This window comes from Stenotrophomonas sp. SPM (assembly GCF_003105135.1).
Taxonomy (GTDB): Bacteria; Pseudomonadota; Gammaproteobacteria; order Xanthomonadales; family Xanthomonadaceae; genus Stenotrophomonas.
In genome coordinates, this window is sequence record NZ_QETL01000191.1 from 1 (window position 1) to 2,455 (window position 2,455).

Annotated in this window: 1 protein-coding gene; it reads right to left on the reverse strand. The window is 67.9% G+C overall.

The features are described 5' to 3' along the window. The coding region (gene mnmG / locus DCO49_RS19830; RefSeq protein WP_116865443.1) for a tRNA uridine-5-carboxymethylaminomethyl(34) synthesis enzyme MnmG at positions 1–1,886 on the reverse strand (1,886 nt) is incomplete at its 3' end. Between the last annotated feature and the right edge of the window lie 569 nt (positions 1,887–2,455).

A 2,455-nucleotide genomic window follows, 5' to 3' on the forward strand; every position in this document is an offset into this window, starting at 1 on the left:
GCCACGCGGCTGCGGCGGGCGCGCTCCAGGTGCACCAGCAGCAGCGAGATCGCGGCCGGGGTCATGCCGGGAATGCGCTGTGCCTGGCCGATGGTCTGCGGGCGCACGCGTTCCAGCTTCTGCAGCACTTCGGCCGACAACCCACGCACGCTGGCGTAGTCGAAGCCTTCGGCGATCGGCGTCGCTTCGTGGCGCTGCTGGCGTTCGATCTCGTCACGCTGGCGGTCCAGATAGCCGGCGTACTTCACGCCGATCTCGACCTGCTCGGCCACCTTGCCATCGGCCACCGCCGGGCCCAGCGACGGCACCTGCATCAGCTGCGCGTAGTCCAGCTCCGGGCGCTTGATCAGGTCCAGCACGTTGGTTTCGCGGCTGACCGCCACGCCCAGGGTTTCCTGCACTTCGCGGCCAAGCGCATTGGCCGGGGTCGCCCACAGTGCACCCAAGCGCGCTCGCTCGGCGGCGACTGCCGCCTGCTTGGTCTCGAAGGCGCTCCAGCGGCGGTCATCGACCAGGCCCATCTCGCGGCCGGCCGGGGTCAGGCGCTGGTCGGCGTTGTCCTCGCGCAGTTGCAGGCGGTACTCGGCGCGGCTGGTGAACATGCGGTACGGCTCGTTGGTGCCGTGGGTGATCAGGTCATCCACCAGCACGCCCAGGTACGCTTCGTCGCGGCGCGGGCACCAGCCGTCCAGCCCGCGCACTTGGCGCGCAGCGTTGAGGCCGGCCAGCAGGCCCTGTGCGGCAGCCTCTTCATAGCCGGTGGTGCCGTTGATCTGGCCGGCGAAGAACAGGCCGTTGACCAGCTTGGTTTCCAGCGAAGCCTTCAAGCCGCGCGGATCGAAGAAGTCATATTCGATGGCGTAGCCGGGGCGGGTGATGTGCGCGTTCTGGAAGCCGCGGATGCTGCGCACCATCTCCAGCTGCACGTCGAACGGCAGCGAGGTGGAGATGCCGTTGGGGTAGATCTCGACGATGCCCAGGCCTTCGGGTTCGACGAAGATCTGGTGGCTGGCCTTTTCCGCAAAGCGCACCACCTTGTCCTCGATGGACGGGCAGTAGCGCGGGCCGATGCCCTCGATCTGCCCGCTGTACAGCGGCGAACGGTGCAGGGCGTCGCGGATGATCTGGTGGGTCTGCTCGGTGGTGTGCGTGATCCAGCAGCTGACCTGCTGCGGATGCTCGTCCACCGAACCGAGGAAGGACATCACCGGGCGCGGCGTGTCGCCGGGCTGCTCGTCCATCACGCTGTAATCCAGCGAGCGGCCATCGATGCGCGGCGGCGTGCCGGTCTTCAGGCGGTCGACCTGGAACGGACGTTCGCGCAGGCGCGCGGCCAGCGTGGTGGCCGGCGGGTCGCCCATGCGACCGGCGGCGTACTGGGTCGGGCCGACGTGGATCTTGCCGGCCAGGAAGGTGCCGGCGGTCAGCACCACGGCCTCGGCGTCGAAGCGCAGGCCGGTCTGGGTGATGACCCCGCGCACGGCGTCGCCTTCGATGACCAGGTCATCGACGGCCGCCTGGAACACAGTCAGGTCGGCCTGGCCTTCGACGATGGCGCGGATCGCCATGCGGTACAGGTTGCGGTCGGCCTGGCAGCGGGTCGCGCGCACGGCCGGGCCCTTGGAGGCGTTGAGCGTGCGCCACTGGATGCCGGCGCGGTCGGCGGCGTGCGCCATCGCACCGCCGAGGGCGTCGATTTCCTTGACCAGGTGACCCTTGCCGATGCCGCCGATGGCCGGGTTGCAGCTCATCGCGCCCACGGTTTCGATGTTGTGGGTCAGCAGCAGGGTGCGCACGCCGGTACGGGCCGCGGCCAGCGCGGCCTCGGTGCCGGCGTGGCCACCGCCGATGACGATGACGTCGTAACGATGGAAGGACTGGGTCATGGGGGCAGTTCAACAAGGGACGGGCGCGGCCGGGGCGGCGCCGGGGTGGCGATTTTAGCGCCATTCGGAGGGGGGCGACGGGCCCGGATGGGGAGCGGGCTGAAATCCGCCCTAAAGTTGGCAGGATTTTTGCAGATAACCCAATAGCACCCATCGTGGCTGGCGCCGTAGGCGCCGTTGACCGGAATTGGAACAGGGGCCGGTACAGGCGCACGGTGGGGAAGCGGGGGGCCGGCAGTCGGGGGACTGTCCGGCCCTGTTTTTTGCAGAGTTGCCGGACGAGGCCCGTCCACGCATGGCGTGGATCCAAACAAGCCAAAAACAAACGGCCCCGCATTGCGGGGCCGTCTGCATTCAGAGGTGCCGACATCCGACAGGGCCGGAACAGGGGGGATCCAGATATTCCTGTCGGATATCGACGTAGAGCTGTTTGGGACGGGCCCTTAACGTTTTTGTCACTTTGTGACGCGGGCCGTCACCACTCGCGTAGAGTGCGGCCTGAACCGCGTCAAATGCAAGATGGTTCAGAGCTCAACTGTGCGCTGCGTCGCACGTTTCATGTTTCGCCG